This is a genomic window from Pseudomonas sp. S3_A09 (genome assembly GCF_054668065.1).
This window is the reverse complement of sequence record NZ_CP162752.1, coordinates 4,196,403-4,211,434: the sequence shown is the minus strand read 5'-3', so window position 1 is coordinate 4,211,434 and position 15,032 is coordinate 4,196,403. Positions and strand designations below refer to the sequence as shown.

The 15,032-nt window shown below is 61.8% G+C and carries 16 protein-coding genes; 6 read left to right on the top strand and 10 right to left on the bottom strand.

Going from position 1 to position 15,032, the window contains the following annotated elements; all coding sequences use genetic code 11:
• Window positions 1–91 precede the first annotated feature (91 nt).
• The 5 genes from AB4N92_RS19600 to AB4N92_RS19580 all read right to left on the bottom strand — a co-directional run bounded on the left by AB4N92_RS19600 (window position 92) and on the right by AB4N92_RS19580 (window position 4,748).
• Entirely contained in the window at window positions 92–1,024 is a 933-nt protein-coding gene (locus AB4N92_RS19600) for a D-2-hydroxyacid dehydrogenase (RefSeq protein ID WP_010212132.1), read from the bottom strand.
• A gap of 107 nt (window positions 1,025–1,131) precedes the next feature.
• Window positions 1,132–1,425, bottom strand: a complete 294-nt coding sequence (locus AB4N92_RS19595) for a YcgL domain-containing protein (protein ID WP_010212133.1) — start codon at window positions 1,423–1,425, stop codon at window positions 1,132–1,134.
• On the bottom strand, window positions 1,422–2,555 hold the full coding sequence (gene rnd, locus AB4N92_RS19590; protein WP_010212135.1) for a ribonuclease D: 1,134 nt from the start codon (window positions 2,553–2,555) through the stop codon (window positions 1,422–1,424). Before rnd ends, AB4N92_RS19595 begins: the two co-directional genes overlap by 4 nt.
• Before the next feature lie 122 nt (window positions 2,556–2,677).
• The gene (locus AB4N92_RS19585) at window positions 2,678–3,277 is read right to left on the bottom strand and encodes a class I SAM-dependent methyltransferase (protein WP_010212136.1); all 600 of its coding nucleotides are present in this window, start codon (window positions 3,275–3,277) and stop codon (window positions 2,678–2,680) included.
• Window positions 3,278–3,377: 100 nt separating this feature from the next.
• Window positions 3,378–4,748 (bottom strand): glutamine synthetase family protein, encoded by a 1,371-nt coding sequence (locus AB4N92_RS19580; RefSeq protein ID WP_236267002.1) that lies wholly within the window; start codon window positions 4,746–4,748, stop codon window positions 3,378–3,380.
• Between the two features lie 343 nt (window positions 4,749–5,091).
• Between AB4N92_RS19580 and AB4N92_RS19575 the strand changes: the two genes are divergently transcribed.
• The gene (locus tag AB4N92_RS19575; protein ID WP_010212140.1) at window positions 5,092–5,865 is read left to right on the top strand and encodes a transporter substrate-binding domain-containing protein; all 774 of its coding nucleotides are present in this window, start codon (window positions 5,092–5,094) and stop codon (window positions 5,863–5,865) included.
• Here AB4N92_RS19575 and cynR read toward each other — a convergent pair.
• Window positions 5,840–6,706, bottom strand: coding sequence for a transcriptional regulator CynR (gene cynR / locus AB4N92_RS19570; protein ID WP_044286824.1), 867 nt, complete (start codon window positions 6,704–6,706; stop codon window positions 5,840–5,842). The genes AB4N92_RS19575 and cynR overlap by 26 nt on opposite strands.
• Window positions 6,707–6,818: 112 nt before the next feature.
• Between cynR and AB4N92_RS19565 the strand changes: the two genes are divergently transcribed.
• Genes AB4N92_RS19565 through AB4N92_RS19555 form a run of 3 tightly spaced genes read left to right on the top strand, consistent with a single transcriptional unit; the run spans window position 6,819 to window position 8,846 of the window.
• The gene (locus AB4N92_RS19565) at window positions 6,819–7,451 is read left to right on the top strand and encodes a carbonic anhydrase (protein WP_010212144.1); all 633 of its coding nucleotides are present in this window, start codon (window positions 6,819–6,821) and stop codon (window positions 7,449–7,451) included.
• 30 nt (window positions 7,452–7,481) lie between these two features.
• Window positions 7,482–7,952, top strand: coding sequence for a cyanase (gene cynS, locus AB4N92_RS19560; protein WP_010212145.1), 471 nt, complete (start codon window positions 7,482–7,484; stop codon window positions 7,950–7,952).
• 54 nt (window positions 7,953–8,006) lie between these two features.
• Window positions 8,007–8,846 (top strand): cache domain-containing protein, encoded by an 840-nt coding sequence (locus AB4N92_RS19555; RefSeq protein WP_042570724.1) that lies wholly within the window; start codon window positions 8,007–8,009, stop codon window positions 8,844–8,846.
• A gap of 133 nt (window positions 8,847–8,979) precedes the next feature.
• Here AB4N92_RS19555 and AB4N92_RS19550 read toward each other — a convergent pair whose 3' ends face one another.
• The gene (locus tag AB4N92_RS19550; RefSeq protein WP_031290457.1) at window positions 8,980–10,497 is read right to left on the bottom strand and encodes an MDR family MFS transporter; all 1,518 of its coding nucleotides are present in this window, start codon (window positions 10,495–10,497) and stop codon (window positions 8,980–8,982) included.
• A 66-nt stretch (window positions 10,498–10,563) separates the two neighbouring features.
• Complete coding sequence (gene pobA / locus AB4N92_RS19545) at window positions 10,564–11,748, bottom strand: 4-hydroxybenzoate 3-monooxygenase (protein WP_175439680.1); 1,185 nt, start codon at window positions 11,746–11,748, stop codon at window positions 10,564–10,566.
• 189 nt (window positions 11,749–11,937) lie between these two features.
• Between pobA and AB4N92_RS19540 the strand changes: the two genes are divergently transcribed.
• Window positions 11,938–12,816, top strand: a complete 879-nt coding sequence (locus AB4N92_RS19540) for a helix-turn-helix domain-containing protein (protein WP_010212151.1) — start codon at window positions 11,938–11,940, stop codon at window positions 12,814–12,816.
• Window positions 12,817–12,859: 43 nt separating this feature from the next.
• Here the strand turns inward: AB4N92_RS19540 and AB4N92_RS19535 are convergent, their stop codons facing one another.
• Window positions 12,860–13,036: a hypothetical protein gene (locus tag AB4N92_RS19535; RefSeq protein ID WP_021491014.1), complete on the bottom strand. Its 177-nt coding sequence runs from the start codon at window positions 13,034–13,036 to the stop codon at window positions 12,860–12,862.
• A 98-nt stretch (window positions 13,037–13,134) separates the two neighbouring features.
• Window positions 13,135–14,040 (bottom strand): LysR family transcriptional regulator, encoded by a 906-nt coding sequence (locus tag AB4N92_RS19530; protein WP_236267001.1) that lies wholly within the window; start codon window positions 14,038–14,040, stop codon window positions 13,135–13,137.
• A 104-nt stretch (window positions 14,041–14,144) separates the two neighbouring features.
• Between AB4N92_RS19530 and AB4N92_RS19525 the strand changes: the two genes are divergently transcribed.
• On the top strand, window positions 14,145–15,011 hold the full coding sequence (locus AB4N92_RS19525; RefSeq protein WP_198730058.1) for an MBL fold metallo-hydrolase: 867 nt from the start codon (window positions 14,145–14,147) through the stop codon (window positions 15,009–15,011).
• The last annotated feature ends 21 nt before the right edge of the window (window positions 15,012–15,032 follow it).

The window sequence follows — 15,032 nt, the reverse complement described above, 5'->3', positions numbered from 1 at the left end:
GAGCCCCTTGAAAAAAGGTTCCATCTTGACTGTCAGACGGTATGTACATGACCCAAGGTAAACGAGTGCGCCCGGCGGGCGGGCGCTGCCGTCAGTAACCGCGCTCGAAATCCACTTCCCCGCGCAGCGCTTGCTTGGCCTGATACGCCCGCAGGTTTTGCACAAACAGCTCGACCATCAACTCCGGCGACGTCGGCGCCGAGCTGTGGCCGGTCAGCAACAGGCCCCAGGCGGTCCAGAACGGATGGCGCTGCGGCAACGGCTCCTGACGGCAGACGTCGATCACCGCGCCCGCCAAATGGCCCTCTTTCAACGCCTCGACCAGGTCGGCATCCACCACCGCCACCCCGCGCCCGACGTTGATGAACAAGCCGGTCGGCTTGAATTGCTTGAACAGCGCCGCGTCGTACAGATCATGGGTACTTGGCGTGTTGGGCAGCAGGTTGATCACGTAGTCCACCTCCCCCACCATCCGGCCCAACTGGTCGAGCCCGGCCACTTCGATAAACGGCGCCTGCTCGCGTGCGGTGCTGGCGATGCCGTACAGCTTCACGCCGAACGGCACCAGGAACTCGGCCACACGTTGGCCGATATCGCCGGTACCGACGATCAGCGCCTTGCGCCCCGCCAGGCTCTGGCCCATGCGGTTGTCCCATTTGCGCTCGACCTGGCTGACCAGCCGCGCCAAGACCTCGCGCTCATGGCCGAGCATGTAGGTGAGGACAAACTCGGCCATGACCTGGCCAAAGATGCCGACTGCACGGGTCAGGCGATAGTCACGGGGCAAGCCTTCAGCCAGCAACGGCGTGATGCCGGCCCAGGTCGATTGCAGCCATTGCGGGCGATGGCCTTGGCGCAGCAGCGTCGCCAACAGGTCCGGCTGGCCCAGCCAGACCGGGCAATCGGCGGCCAGGCGCGACAGTTCGGCCGAGTCGCCGCTGGTCAGCACTTCAAGGTCCGGTGCCGCTTCGCCGAGCAATTGGGCGTAGAGCGGGTGATCCTGTTCAGCAATCAGAACACGCATGCATAAAACCTTTCAAAAACAGTACGGACGGCCGCCCGCATCCTTACGGCCACCGCCCACTTATACGATTCCATTGAAGCAAGTGCCCCGGACGGAGCACCGGTCGATCACATCGGGTCGTTGCGGCGCAGCAGCTCTTCGGGCAAGTGTTCGATGTACTCGTCCTCGGGGGGCGGCATTTGCAGGTGGTAACCCTGCTTGTCGAGGTTTTCCAGCACCTGCACGATGTCTTCCTGTTGCAGCTTGCGCTCAGGCGTAAGCACCAGGTTGAACGCGTGTACCGGCTTGCCGAATACGCTGAGCAGGCCTTCAGGCACACGCTCAAGGGCGTCGCTTTTCAGGACATAAAGGTACATGCCGGCGCGTTTAGGGCTGCGGTAGATGGAGCAGATACGTTTCAAGGCTGTTCTCCGGCGGAGGCCAGGCTGTCGAGCAGCGCCTGGCCCATCAACTCGCGGCGCCAGCCACGCAACGAGTCTGGCAATTGATAAGGACCATCGGGGTAGCCACTTTTGACCAGGGCTTCGAGGGTTTTCTTGCGTAGCATCAGTTCCGGCGCCATCTCCAGGCGTTCGGCTTCAGCCTGGCCAATCGCGCGCAGTTGCTTGATCAGTGCAGCGGCATCCACCGGCAACGGTTCGGCAACGGCGGGCGGCCATTGGTCCATCGGTACGCTGCCGGCACGCTTGATCAGGTCGAGCAGGAACTGGCCGTCCTGACGCACGGTACGCGGGTGCATGTCTTCGATCTTGCCCAGGGCGGCGAGGTTATCCGGCTGGGATTTGGCCAGGGGCCATAACGAGTGCTCACGAATAATGCGGTTGCGCGGCAGGTCACGGGCGCGGGCCTGCTGCTCGCGCCAGGCGCACAGTTCACGCAGCACGGCAAGCTGGGCGCGCGACAGTTTCCACGCCAGCTTGGCGTCGCGGTACACCTCGTACGGGTCGACTTCGCGGCGCAGGTTGGCGACCAACTCCGCACCGTCTTCCAACACCCAGGCGTACTTGTCGTCCGACAGCTGCGGGCGCAAACGCGTGTAGACCTCGGCCAAGTGCACCGCGTCTTCGGCGGCATAGCTGACTTGCGTCTCCGACAATGGCCGCTGCAGCCAGTCCGAACGGGTCTCGCCCTTGGGCAGCTCGATATCCAGCACGGCTTGCACCAGGCGCGAGTAGCCCATGGAGAAACCGAGGTTCAGATAGGCGGCGGCCAATTGAGTGTCGAACAACGGCACTGGCAGGCTGCCGGTCAAGCGCAGCAACACTTCCAGGTCTTCACTGCAGGCATGCACCACCTTGATCACCGCCGGGTTCTCCAGCAAGGCGGCCAAGGGTTGCCAGTTGTCGATGGTCAGGGGATCGATCAGGTAAGCGCTTACGCCATCACCAATCTGGATCAGCCCGGCAATGGGATAAAAGGTATCGACCCGCATGAATTCGGTGTCGAGGGCGACGAATGGCAACTGCTGCCATTCGGCGCAATGCTGGCCGAGGCTATCGTTGTCGCAGATCCAGTGAATATCGATGGCCACACGGCTCTCCCTTGAAGAATGGCGCGCAGTATATATCGCGAAAGGGGCTAGCGAGCATCCGCAGTGCACAGGCGACCATGAAAACTCAGACAAGAGATGAAGAATAGTCCGACAGGCGGGAGTTATCCTCTCTTACGCAACACGTAAACCCGCCACAGGCTTGAGCCCGGCATGAATTCCTGGTGATGCAGGACCTTGAAACCCGCCTGGCGGAACTCGTCCTCTACGGCGGTACGGGAATTGACCGAGACAATCACCGTGTCACGGCTGACCCGGTGGAACTCGCGCAGCAGGGCCAATCGCCCTTCGCTGCTGGGCACATGGCGAAACAATTCCAGGCAGAAAATGCAATCCACCGCATTTGCCGACAACCCGATGGTAAACGCCGAGCCGTGGAAGGTCTTGACCCGCTTGAGCAGGGACGCCGGGTGGTGGGTGCGGGCGTGGTCGAGCATGCTCTGGGAGTTGTCGGACGCCAGGATCACCCGGTTGATGTGTTCGGCCAGCACCGGCCAGAAGCGTCCCGAGCCACAGGCCAGGTCCAGCACCAACCCAGGCTCACCGGCGACTTTCAGCGCGTGGCGCACCAGCCACTCGTCGCGCCACGATGCCAGTCGCTGCCGCAGCCTTGGCGGGCGTGTATCGCCGCAGACCCTGGCGTGCTCGCGGTCACAGCGTTCGGCGTATTCAATCTCGATGGAGGATGGTGGTTGTGGCGACATCGCAGGCTCATGTGGCTGAAACGGTAGTGAACGACCTTGATTCGCAGCTTAACCACTGCGATGTCAAAAAAAGGTCGAAGCGTTCACCACCGCAGCCCGATCACGCCTGATGCAGATACCAACGCCAGTCCTGCTCTCCCACCTCGCCCATGAACAGGCGGTATTCAGCGCGCTTGACCGCCAGATACACGTCCAGGAATTCAGTGCCAAATGCTTCTCGCGCCCAGCTCGAACCTTCCATGGCGCGTAACGTGGTGAGCCAGTCGGTAGGCAGCAACGCTGTGGCCTGGGCGTAGCCGTTGCCTTCTACTGGAGCGCCGGGATCGCGCTGTTCGCGGATGCCGCGATGGATACCGGCCAGAATCGCAGCGGCGGCCAGATAGGGGTTGGCGTCGGCGCCGCAGATACGGTGTTCGATATGCCGGGAGTTCGCCGGCCCGCCCGGCACGCGCAGGCTGACGGTGCGGTTGTCGACGCCCCAGGTGGCGGCCAGCGGCGCATAGCTGTTGGTCTGGAAGCGGCGGTAGGAGTTGGCGTTGGGGCAAAACATCAGCAGTGAATCGAGCAAGGTGCTGAGCATGCCGCCCACCGCCTGGCGCAACAGCGGCGTGCCATCGGTGGCTTCGCTGGCGAACAGGTTATTGCCCTGGGCATCCGCCAGGCTCACGTGCATGTGCATACCGGTGCCGGCCAGGTCGTCGAACGGCTTGGCCATGAAGCAGGCGGTCATCCCGTGTTGATGCGCCACGCCTTTGACCAGGCGCTTGTAGCGCACTGCTTCGTCCATGGCTTGCAGCGCGTCGGAGCGGTGCTCAAGGGTAATTTCCACCTGGCCCGGCGCGTACTCGGAAATCGCCGTGCGCGCCGGGATGCCCTGCAGTTTGCAGGCGCTGTAGAGGTCGGCGAGGAAGGGTTCGATCTGCTCCAATTCGCGCAGGCCGTAAACCTGGGTCGAACGTGGGCGGCCGCCGTCCACATCCCGCGCCGGTTGCGGGCGGCCATTGCTGTCGGGCTTCTGGTCGAGCAGATAGAACTCCAGCTCCGCCGCCATCACCGGGTAATAACCGTCGGCCTTGAGCGCGTCGATCACCTTGGCCAGCAAATGCCGGGGATCGGCGACGGTGGCGGGCAGGCCTTCAGTCGGGTGCATGCTGACTTGCACGGCCGCCGTCGGAATCAGGCGCCACGGCATGCGCTGCAAACTGCCGCTGATCGGGTAGGCGCGGCAGTCGATATCGCCCACCTCCCACACCAGACCGGAGTTTTCCACGTCGTCGCCATTGATGGTCAGGCCAAGGATGGTGCTGGGCAAAGGCCGGCCACTTTCGTACACCGCCAGCAACTCATCGCGGTGCAGCAACTTGCCGCGCGGCACGCCATTGTTGTCGAGGATAAACAGCTCGAACATCTCGATGTCCGGGTTTTGTTCAAGGAAGGATTGGGCTTCGTGCAGGCAGGCAAAAACACTCATGGGCATTCTCATACGTAGGGGGCCGGCAGGCGCGCAGGTGCGCGCCATCGAGGGGATGGATCAACGTAGGAATGCGGTATCTGGTGGGCGTGCGTGTCGGCAGTGGAACAAGGCCCAGAACGCGAGATCGGACGGCAGTGTCGCGGTGTGTGTGTCGGAGGAGCCGTCCATGCGGGAATCACAGTGCTAGAGATAACCGCCAGCGTCACACGCCTGCACAGGTGATTAAATTCAGGGTTGACGGAGTTTGGTTGCAACTTGGCTAAACATTCGCCACACCTTGCCACGTCGCCCAACGCTGGAAATAATGAGCCCCCCGCCCAAGCCCCAAGGACTCGACCGCATGAAAGCGCCTTTCGCCCTCTGTGTACTGGCAAGTTTGGCAACCAGCGCCCTGGCGGACACCACGCCTTCGCACCTTGACCAGGTGTTGCAGCGCGGCACGCTGACCGTGTGTACCACCGGCGACTACAAGCCCTACACCTCGCTGCGCGCCGATGGCAGCTATGAAGGCATCGACATCACCATGGCCGAGTCCCTGGCCAAGAGCCTCAACGCAAAAATCCAATGGGTGCCCACCACCTGGAAAACCCTGATGCCGGACTTTCTGGCCCAGCGCTGTGACATTGCCGTGGGCGGGATTTCGGTGTCGCTGGAGCGCCAGAAAAAAGCCTTCTTCAGCCAATCCCTGGGCGTCGACGGCAAGATCCCGTTGGTCCGCTGTGCCGACGTGCAGCGTTACCAGACCGTCGACCAGATCAACCAGCCCCAGGTACGCGTGATCGAACCGGCCGGCGGCACCAATGAAGTGTTCGCCCGCGCCCACTTGGGCCAGGCGCAGATCCGCCTGCATGACAACGTGACCATCTTCGACGAACTGCTGGCGGGCAAGGCCGATGTGATGATCACCGACGCCAGCGAGGCGCGTTACCAGCAAAAGCTCAAGCCAGGGCTGTGTGCGGTCAACCCCGAGCGGCAGATGCAGTACAGCGAAAAAGCCTTCTTGTTGCCGCGTGATGATGTGGCCTGGAAAAACTACGTCGACCAATGGCTGCACCTGAGCCAGGCCACGGGAGCCTATGACGCTATCGTCAGCCAGTGGCTGGCCACGCCTTGATCAATGCCACAAACGCACGGCACGCGGCACTGCGATAGGCGCCCTTGCGGCTCAGCAGTGCCACGGTGCGTTGGGGCAACGCCGGGCTGATTGCCACCGCGTTTAACCCTGGCTGGGCCTGGGCGATTGCGCTGGGCAGGAGGGTCGCCAGCGCCGTGCTGCGCACGATTTCGATGATCGCGCTGATGGAGTTGGCCTCCATTGCAATCACAGGGTTTATCCCTTGGGTACGACAGTAGTCATCGATGTAGCGCCGGGTCGCAAAGCCCTGGTTCAACAACACCAGTGGTTGCGTCAGCCACTGCCGGCTGTCCAACCCCGGATGGTTTGCGCCGACCACCCCACTCAGCGTTTCCACAAACAGCCCTTCGCACTCGATGTCCGGCAGATGCTCGCCGGTAAAACCAATGCCGATATCCAGCGCGTCTTCCGCCAGGGCGGTTTCCATGCGGTCCTGGGTCAACTCCTCGATGCTGACCGTAATCCCCGGATGCCGCTGGTTGAACTGGGCCAGCAACGGCCCGACCAGGTAGGCGGTAAACGTCGGCGTCATTGCCAGGCGCAGGTTGCCCCGGCTCAAGTCCTGCACGTCATGCATGGCACGGGTGCCGGCCTGCAGGTCCTGCAAGGCCAGTCGCGCAAAACGGACATAGGCCTCGCCGGCATCGGTCAGGCGGACACTGCGCCCGGAGCGGTCCAGCAGCGGTGCACCCAGGGTGTCTTCCAACTGCTTGATCTGCTGCGACAAGGTCGGCTGTGACACATGCAGCGCCTCGGCGGCGCGGGTGAAGTTGCGGTGTTCGGCCACCGCCAGCAGGTAACGGATATGGCGCAGCAGCATCGAAGCCCCCAACTATAGGCATGACCAATAGCAACCATCATAAACCGGTCTTGGACGCTATAACTTAAAACTTCCATCCTTGCCCCCATCAGCGACGCAAGGAGAACCTCCCATGCAACATCTCATCGACGGCTTCCGTAAATTCCAGGCCGAAGCCTTTGGCCAACGCAGCGACTTGTTCAAGCACCTGGCCACCACCCAAACCCCCGGCACGCTGTTTGTGTCCTGCTCTGACAGCCGCGTCGTCCCCGAGCTGCTGACCCAGCAGGAACCGGGCGACCTGTTCGTGATCCGCAATGCGGGCAATATCGTGCCGTCCTACGGCCCGGAGCCAGGCGGCGTATCGGCCACCGTCGAATACGCGGTGGCGGTACTGGGGGTCAGTGACATTGTGATCTGCGGCCATTCCGACTGCGGCGCGATGACTGCCATCTCCACCTGCAAATGCCTGGACCACCTGCCCGCCGTGGCCAATTGGCTGCGCCATGCTGAGTCGGCCAAGGTGATCAACGCCGCCCGCCAGCACGCATCGGACGCCGCCCGCCTGGATTCACTGGTGCGTGAAAACGTGATCGCCCAATTGGCCAATCTCAAAACCCACCCTTGCGTCGCCCTGGGCCTGGAACAAGGCCGGCTGAGGTTGCACGGCTGGGTGTACGACATCGAAACCGGCGCCATCGACGCCCTGGACAGCCGCAGCGGGCACTTCGTTTCGCTGCTCGGCCAGCCCACTCACGCTGCCTGATCCCCCTTTTCCAACCCAGAGGACCTCACCATGTTGCAATCCAACTTCTCACAAACCCCACGCCTGGCCCTGGCCGATACCGTTATCGACCTCAAGGCACGCAAGAACCTGTCCTGGCAGGACCTCACCGACGGCACCGGGCTGAGCCTGGCGTTCGTCACCGCCGCCCTGCTCGGCCAGCACCCGCTGCCCAAGGAGGCTGCAGACGTGGTCTGCGACAAGCTCGGCCTGGACCAGGATGCCAGCCGACTGCTGCAAAGCGTGCCCCTGCGCGGCAGCTTTCCCGGCGGCGTGCCAACGGACCCGACGATGTACCGCTTCTACGAAATGCTCCAGGTCTACGGCTCCACCCTCAAGGCACTGGTGCATGAGCAATTTGGCGACGGCATCATCAGTGCAATCAACTTCAAGCTGGACATCAAGAAGGTCGAGGACCCGGACGGCGGCTCCCGCGCGGTAATCACCCTGGACGGCAAGTACCTGCCGACCAAACCCTTCTGAGTCGCCCGCGACCGTCTACGCTCTTGTCACATCAACAAGAACGAGGGACGGGTAATGAAGGTATTGTTCCGACTCACCTGGCTGCTGCTGTTGTGTTTCAGCCAGGTGCACGCCACAACGACTCAGGATGAAGACGCCAAGGCGGCCAAGGCGCTGCTGGAAAAAGCCTTGGCCTACTACCACAGCAATGGCGACAAAGCGTTTGCCGCCTTCAGCCGACAGGGCGAATTCATCGACCACGACCGCTATGTGTTCGTGGTCGACACCCAAGGCGTGCTGCTGGCCAGCGGTGGCCCCTCCTCCGCCTTGATCGGCCGTGATGTGTCCGAAGTGCTGGGGCCGGATTTGCGCCACTCCTTCAAGGATGCGCTCAAGGTGTCGGAAGATCAGGGCATCCAGCAGGCCGACTATCGCTGGCAGAATTGGAACGATGGCAAGGTTGAACACAAGCATGTGTTCTATCAGCGCGTGGGCGAACGCATCCTCGCGGTAGGTTATTACCTGCCAAGGGCCACGCCGGAACAGGCCCGGGCCCTGCGCGACAAGGCCGCGACGGCCTTGCTCAAGGATGAAACCGGCACGCTCAAGGCGATCAACTCACTGCAGGGCGGTTTCCTGCAGGATGACCTCTATGTGTTCGTGGTGGACCTCGATACCCAGCGCTATGTGGCCCATGGCACCAACCTGCGCCTGGTCAACACCGACTTCAGCAAGATCAAGGACCCGGACGGCAAGCCGGTGGGCGAGCCGATCCTCAAGTTGATGGCCGAGCAGCACCAGGGCGAATACACATACCGCTGGAAAAATCCGGTCACCGACAAGGTCGAGAACAAGCATGCGTATATGCGCAAGGCCGGGCATTTCATGGTGGCGGTCGGGTATTACAGTCCGTAATAAGGATTAGCAATGCTATCCATTGTGGGAGCTGGCTTGCCTGCGATGGCGGTTCATCAGTTACAGAGGTACTAACTGCCCCACCACCATCGCAGGCAAACCGGCGCCCGCCTTTGAATCTTCAGGGTGTCCGTTATTTTGCCTTGTCGTCACGGCCACGCAGCACCCGATTCGGCATCGCAATCGCCGCCGCCAACCCCAACAGGGATACCGCCGCACTCACCATCAACAAATGCCGGAACGTCACCGCCAACTCCCCGCGCAAGGCATCCTGCGCCGGGCCAGGGGCGGCATTGAGGCCGTCGAGCAGCACGTTGCCGGAACTGCCCTCGGCCACCCGCGCGCCGCTGGCCAGGTGAGCAAAACTGGAATCCTGCAACAGCGCCAGCAACAGTGCCGACATGCACGCCACCCCGACTGCCCCGCCCAGGGAACGGAACAAGTTGGTGGTGCTGGTGGCGACGCCGATGTCGCGCTGTTCCACCGAGTTTTGCGTGCCGACCAGCGAAGTCGGAAACTGCATGCCGGCCGCGATCCCACACAGCAGCATGAACACGGCCGTCAGCCCCACCGCCTGGGGCGCGCTCAGGGCCATGCCGAGGATCGCAAACGGGCTCAGCAATGCACCGCTGAGGATCATCGGTTTATAGCGCCCGGTCACCGAGGTCATGCGCCCGGCAAAATAGGCACCCATTGGCAGGCCCATGGCCAATGGCAGCAAGTGCAGGGCCGCGCTGTCCGCGCCGGAGCCGGTCACCGTCTGATAACGCAGCGGCATCAACACCGTCAGGGAAATCGCCTGGAAGCTGGTGAAAAAGATCGTACACCAGCACAACACCGCACTGCGGTTGGCGAACAAATGCATCGGCAACAACGGCTCCCGCGCCCGGCGCTCGTGCCAGACAAACACCGTCAACGCCACCAGAGCACTTATCAACAGCCCCAGCACTTCGTCGTCACGCCAATGATGACCCTGACCGATTTCGGTGATACCCAACAGCAAGGCGGTCAAGCCGATGATCATCAGAACAGTGCCGAGGTAATCGATGATCGGCTTGCGCTGCGGCACCGGCAGCCCCACCAGCGTGCGATGGGCCACGTACCAGGCGCCGGCGCCCAAGGGCAGGTTGATCAGGAACACCCAGCGCCACGACAGGTACTCGGTCATGTAGCCGCCGAGCACCGGCCCGGCCACGCTGGCGACCGCGTACATGCTGCTGAAATAGCCCTGGTAGCGGCCACGCTCACGGGGCGCGATGATGTCGCCGATGATCGCCTGGCTCACCGAGATCATGCCGCCGGCGCCGATGCCCTGGAGGATCCGCGCCAGCACCAGTTGCTCCATGCTTTGCGCCATGCCGCAGAACAGCGAGGCCAGGGTGAACAGGCCCATGCCGATCAGCATCATCGGCCGCCGCCCGTACAGGTCGCCGAGCTTGCCGTAGATCGGCACCGCCACGGTCATCGCCACCATGTAGCCCGAGATGACCCAGGCCAGCAGGTTGACGTCGTGGAACTGCGCGGAAATAGCAGGCATGGACACGGCGACAATGGTCTGGTCCAAAGCCCCCAGGAAGATCGCCATCATCAGTGAGGCGAGGATGCTGCGCACAGCGGGCAGTGGCGGAGCAGGCTGATTGAGGTGCGTCACGGCAAGACCTTCGAGCAGGGCCCGCGGGAAAAGGCGGCCCACGGGAATGCTCGATACGATAGCAGGCTATTCGATAGCTTCGTAAGGAAGTCCGACGTAATTTTCTGCGATGGTTTTGCGACCTGCCTCGGAGTGGATGAAGTACTCAAGCTCACTCTCGGCGATGCGCTGGGTGAAACCGTCGGCCTCGGGAAACTGATGCAACATCGAGGTCATCCACCAGGAAAACCGTTCGGCCTTCCACACCCGCCGCAGGCAGATGGCGGAATAACGCTCCAGCAGATCCACGCGCCCTTCGCCGTAGACCTTGAGCAGAATCCGGTACAGCGTACTCACATCACTGGCCGCCAGGTTCAAACCCTTGGCCCCGGTGGGCGGCACGATATGCGCCGCGTCGCCGAGCAGGAACAGGCGTCCGTACTGCATCGGCTCCACAACAAAACTGCGCAGCGGCGCGATGCTTTTTTCGATCGACGGGCCCGTCACCAACTGTTCGGCGAGATGGCTGGGCAGGCGGGTTTTCAGTTCGTCCCAGAAGCGGGCGTCGGACCATTCGTCAATCGGTTCCTCCACCGGCACTTGCAGGTAATAGCGACTGCGCGTCGGCGAACGCATGCTGCACAGCGCAAAACCGCGCGAGTGCTTGGCGTACACCAATTCAGCGTGTACCGGTGGGGTGTCGGCGAGGATGCCCAGCCAACCGAAGGGATAGACCCGTTCGAAGACCTTGAGCGATTCAGCCGGGATCGACTGGCGCGCAACGCCGTGGTAACCGTCGCAACCGGCGATGTAGTCACACTCCAGGCGAAAGGCTTCGCCCTGATGTTCGAAGGTCAGCCAGGGTCGATCACTTTTGAGGCCGTGGGGCTGCACGTTGCGCGCTTCATACAGGGTGGTGGCGCCTGCGGCGGTACGGGCGGCCATCAGGTCGCGGGTGACTTCGGTCTGGCCGTAGATCATCACCGACTGGCCGCCGGTCAAGCCCTTGAGGTCGATGTGCGTCAGTTGGTCGTTCAGTGCCAACTCAAAACCGTCATGCACCAGGCCTTCGCTGTCCATGCGCCGGCTGACGCCCGCCTGCCGCAGCAGGTCGACCATGCCTTGTTCCAGCACCCCGGCACGGATGCGGCCTTGCACGTAATCGGCGCTCTGGCGCTCTAGGATAAGGGTTTCGATCCCCGCTTCATGGAGCAGTTGACCGAGCAGCAATCCGGAAGGACCGGCGCCGATAATGGCGACTTGGGTTTTCAGCGTTTTCATTATTTTTATGGCCCGCAATTTCCACCCGAACGGATCGGGTGAAAGAGTTGTCATTGGTCTTGTTGCTGACATTTTTCACTTGAGTGAGCGGCATAAGAAGGTGAAAACTGAGCCAAAGCCTGCGCTTTTTGCCAATCGGGGCGATTACCGCACCACTCTGCCGAGTATCGGGTTGAAACCATGACCAAAACCGCAATTCCGGTCTTCAAGCTTTACGGGGAACACCAGCAATGGCCCACCCCCGATTTGTTGCACTGCGAAACCATTTCCCGGCGCAGTCGGGAATACCAGTGGGAAATCCAACCCCACCGGCACGCGGATCTTTGCCAATTGCTGTACGTGCACAAAGGCCAGGCACAGTTGGAAATCGAAGGTCAGCGCACCACGCTGAATGAGGCGACCTTGCAGGTATTGCCGCCACTGTGTGTACACGGCTTCCGCTTTCCCGAAGACGTTGAAGGCTACGTAGTGACACTGTCGGCGCCGTTGGTCAGCCACCTGCAAGCACAGCTGGGCACAACGGTGGATGGTTTGCAGACACTCGGCAGCTACCCGGCAGGCAAAGACAGTGATTACCTCAATAGCCTGTTCGCCCGCTTGCAGGACGAATACGCCGATGAACAACCGGCACGGGACATGATGATGCACGCGTTGGTCAGCGTGTTGCTGGTGTGGATCAGCCGCCAGGCCATCCAGCGTCGTCACCCGCGGGCGCCGAGGGGGCGTGAATACTTCCGGCGTTTTACCCAGTTGGTCGAGCAGCATTACCGCGAACACCCGAAGATCGAAGACCTGGCCCACAAACTGGGGATCTCGGTCTCACACTTGAACGGGACGTGCCGGGAGTTGGGTGGGCAACCTGCGCTGCAGATCATGCATGACCGCCAATTGCTGGAAGCCAAGCGCCTGCTGACTTACACCAGCATGACCATCAATGAAATGTCAGAGGTGCTGGGCTTTTCCGATCCGACCAACTTCTCTCGGCTGTTTCGCCGACGGGTCGGGTTCTCGCCCAAGGCGTTTCGCGAACAGCTGAAGGCCGAAGCGCCACACAGCTAAGGTTGGAAACCGATATCTGTGGAAACTCTACATAGCCTCACTGCTAGCGCAAGGCACTGAAACTGCCGGTACGCGGAACGCATTGATCCTGATGGCAGCTGATCGCAAAGGTCGGCTGCATACGGGTCTGCTCCACGCGGTAGGCGGCGGCTCCGTAGAGTGCGCTGGCAAGGGCGCACAGGCTGAAAATCATCAGGTACTTCCTGGTTTTAATGCTCATGGCACAGACCTCTGCGGATCTACAGGGTGCTGTCTAAAGCATAGGTCAACCCCGCCGAGTTGCCATTATCGGGCGACATTCAACAGGGTTATGTCGAGCTAAAGAGCCACATCCCACGCCGGTTCCTCCGGGAACCGCAGCACCAGGAAATCCAACAGGCTGCGCAACGCCGAGGGCATGTGCTTGCGCGAGGCGTACACCGCGTAGATGTTCATCTGCCGCGGCTCGGCCTCGGGCAACAAGCGCACCAGTTCGCCACGACGGATGTAATCGCCCGCCTGGTAAGTGGGCAACATCGATACCCCAGCCCCGGCCAACGTCACACGCAACAGCGTGCTGGCCTCGTTGGAGGTGATATTGCCGTTGATCGGCACCGAGACATGCTCGCCCCGCTCTTCGAAATGCCACAGGCTTTTGCCGAAATAGGAATGGGTGAGGCAATTGTGCGCGGCCAGGTCTTCGACTTTCTGCGGGGCCGGATGCGAAAGCAGGTAGGCCGGCGAAGCACACACCACTGAGCGGCACACCGTCAGGCACCGGGCAATCAAGTTGGGATCCAGGTCATTGCTGGTACGGATGGCCAGGTCGATGCGCTCATCCACCAGGTTCACCGTACGATCGAGCATCTGCAGGTCGACTGTCACCAGCGGGTAGCGCTTGACGTACTCGGCAATGGCCTCAGCCAATTGCGCCTGGCCGAAAGACGTACTCACACTCAGACGCAGCAGCCCACGGGGGGCGTCGTCGGGCTCGCTGACGGCGGCCTGCATATCGCCGCACAGTTCCAGCAATTGCCGACAGCGTGGCAGGGTTTCACTGCCGGCCGCCGTGAGGCTGAGCTTGCGCGTGGTACGGTGCAGCAAACGTGCACCGACCCAGTCTTCCAACTCGGCCAGGTAACGCGACACTACCGGCCGCGACAGGTCCAGATGATCGGCTGCAGCGGACTGGCTGCCCAGGTCCACCACAGTGACAAACACACGCATTGCTTGAAGACGATCCATGATCTGCCCGATTTCAGAAACAAACTATGTCCCAGCATCGCATTTTTAGTCTGGTTTTGTGCAACTAAGCTCTGTGCATCCTTTAACGATGCTGGAGCTGCCCGATGTTCTCAACCTTCAAGCGCTTGACCCTGGCCACCGCCGCCCTGGCCTTCGCCGCCCATGCGGCAGCGGCCGACCTGAGCCTGGACGTGTACAACCCAGGCGAAGCCGCGATCTTCCCGGTCAGCTCGGTGCTGGTCAGCGGTGCCAAAGACGCGATCCTGGTGGACGCCCAATTCGGCAAAGGCCAGGCCGAGCAATTGGTGCAGAAGATCCGCGCCAGCGGCAAACACCTGACCACTATCTACATCAGCCATGGCGACCCGGACTACTACTTCGGCCTCGACACACTCACCGCTGCCTTCCCTGACGCCAAGGTGCTGGCCCCGCAACCGGTGATCGACCACATCAAAGCCACCGTGGCCGGCAAGCTTGAGTTCTGGGGCCCGAAAATGGGCGCCGACAAGCCCGCCAAAACCATCGTGCCGCAGGCACTCGAAGGCTCCAGCCTGAGCCTGGAAGGCCAACAGCTTGAGGTGATCGGCCTGGAGGGCCCGCAGCCAGACCGCAGCTTTGTCTGGATCCCGTCGATCAAGGCCGTGGTCGGTGGTGTGGTTGTCGCCGAAAACATTCACCTGTGGATGGCCGACACCCAGAGCGCGCAGTCCCACAAAGATTGGCTCACCACCCTGCAACGCATCGAACAGCTGAAGCCGCGCACGGTGGTGCCAGGCCACTATCTGGGCACGCCGACACTCGCCTCCGTGGCCTTTACCGCCGACTACATCAAAGCCTTCGACACCGAGACCGCCAAGGCCAAGGATTCTGCCGCCCTGATCGCGGCCATGAAAAAGCGTTACCCCACCCTCGCCGACGAAAGCTCGCTGGAACTGAGCGCCAAAGTCGCCAAGGGCGAAATGAAGTGGTGAAGGGTGTTTAAACCCTAACGT

Bases quoted from the DNA above. Each gene is read 5' to 3' on its own strand.
- cynS (WP_010212145.1), top strand. From the start codon at position 7,482: ATGTTGCAATCCAACTTCTCACAAACCCCACGCCTGGCCCTGGCCGAT.
- AB4N92_RS19580 (WP_236267002.1), bottom strand. From the start codon at position 4,748: ATGAGTGTTTTTGCCTGCCTGCACGAAGCCCAATCCTTCCTTGAACAA.
- AB4N92_RS19530 (WP_236267001.1), bottom strand. From the start codon at position 14,040: ATGGATCGTCTTCAAGCAATGCGTGTGTTTGTCACTGTGGTGGACCTG.
- AB4N92_RS19575 (WP_010212140.1), top strand. From the start codon at position 5,092: ATGAAAGCGCCTTTCGCCCTCTGTGTACTGGCAAGTTTGGCAACCAGC.
- AB4N92_RS19565 (WP_010212144.1), top strand. From the start codon at position 6,819: ATGCAACATCTCATCGACGGCTTCCGTAAATTCCAGGCCGAAGCCTTT.
- AB4N92_RS19525 (WP_198730058.1), top strand. From the start codon at position 14,145: ATGTTCTCAACCTTCAAGCGCTTGACCCTGGCCACCGCCGCCCTGGCC.
- AB4N92_RS19540 (WP_010212151.1), top strand. From the start codon at position 11,938: ATGACCAAAACCGCAATTCCGGTCTTCAAGCTTTACGGGGAACACCAG.
- AB4N92_RS19535 (WP_021491014.1), bottom strand. From the start codon at position 13,036: ATGAGCATTAAAACCAGGAAGTACCTGATGATTTTCAGCCTGTGCGCC.
- AB4N92_RS19585 (WP_010212136.1), bottom strand. From the start codon at position 3,277: ATGTCGCCACAACCACCATCCTCCATCGAGATTGAATACGCCGAACGC.
- AB4N92_RS19600 (WP_010212132.1), bottom strand. From the start codon at position 1,024: ATGCGTGTTCTGATTGCTGAACAGGATCACCCGCTCTACGCCCAATTG.
- AB4N92_RS19555 (WP_042570724.1), top strand. From the start codon at position 8,007: ATGAAGGTATTGTTCCGACTCACCTGGCTGCTGCTGTTGTGTTTCAGC.
- cynR (WP_044286824.1), bottom strand. From the start codon at position 6,706: ATGCTGCTGCGCCATATCCGTTACCTGCTGGCGGTGGCCGAACACCGC.